The sequence below is a fragment of the Veillonella sp. CAG:933 genome, from assembly GCF_000431435.1.
Lineage (GTDB): Bacteria > Bacillota > Negativicutes > Veillonellales > Veillonellaceae > Veillonella_A.
The window spans coordinates 1-1,262 of record NZ_HF986132.1 but is presented as its reverse complement, the minus strand read 5'-3'; the positions used below and the strand labels follow the sequence as shown (position 1 = coordinate 1,262).

General features: G+C 42.0%; 1 protein-coding gene. It reads left to right on the top strand.

The window, feature by feature from the left end; translation table 11 throughout:
• Window positions 1–56: 56 nt before the first annotated feature.
• Entirely contained in the window at window positions 57–929 is an 873-nt protein-coding gene (locus QZL64_RS01425) for an NAD(P)/FAD-dependent oxidoreductase (protein WP_021840270.1), read from the top strand.
• Window positions 930–1,262 lie beyond the last annotated feature (333 nt).

The window sequence follows — 1,262 nt, the reverse complement described above, 5'->3', positions numbered from 1 at the left end:
CAAACCACCCGTTCTACGGGTGGTTATGATTACTATTTATATGCAAGGGGACAGATATGGCAGTTTTTGATGTGGCTATTGTAGGCGGCGGTCCCGCCGGCTTATCAGCCGCTTTAACGGCACGTGTTCACAATAAATCAGTGGTGTTATTTGAAGCCGCCGGTTTTGGTGATAAATTACGACGTGCCTCTAAAATCAATAATATTCCGGGGATTATGACCATCAGTGGCATAGATTTTATGGAAAATTTATTGGAACAGACATTAGCTTATGACCCGGTTATTGTGAAAGAACGTGTTCAATCCGTTTTTATCGGTGAACCGTTTACACTGATGACGGCAGATAATGTGTTCCAAGCGAAAAGTGTTATTTTGGCTACCGGTGTAGCTATGAGTAAAACCGTGCCCGGCGAGCGTGCTTTGCTTGGCCGCGGTGTAAGTTACTGCGCCAGCTGTGACGGACACTTTTTTGAAGACAAAGATATAGCCGTATATATTAATACGTTGGCTTATCAGCAGGATGTGGAATTGTTGGCTTCGCTGGCTAAAAACATGAACCTCTACATTGGCGGTGCTTTACAACTGCCCGGTGAGTGGTTGGACAGCTTGCCGTCTTCCGTAGTAGTACATAAGAAAGCGATTGTGCAAAGTGTAGAAGGTGAAAAGGCCGTTACGGCGATTCATACTAATGAAGGTATGAAAACAGTGGATGGCGTATTCTTCTTACGCGATACGTATCCGCCTGAAAATTTGGTAGAAGGTGTGATTCTTGACGGTAATTCAGTGGCCGTTAATCGTCATATGGAAACTAATTTCAAAGGCTTATTTGCTGCCGGCGATGTAGTGGGAACGCCGCTACAGGTAGCTAAAGCAGTCGGTGAAGGTCAAATGGCAGCGTTTGGTGCCGTGGCATATTCAAGCGGATACTGATGTAGTCTATGTAGCGTAATTGCAGCATGAACTAAAAATAAGTAGTTCGACTTAATAAGAAAACCCATGCCGGTGAGCTATATCATTGGCATGGGTTAAAAATTTTAAAAAAATAAAAATTAGGGGTTGACGAATAACCTTCAAATGGATATACTAATTAAGTCGCTGCAACAAGGCATGACAAAAACCAACAGGATAGTTTGAAAAGTGTTAATTAAAAATGCTTTAAAAACTTTTAAAAAGTGGTTGACATGAACTTGATGACGTGATAATCTATATAAGACGTCGCGTTAAAGCGATGAAGCAGATCTTTGAAAACTGAACAATGTAAGG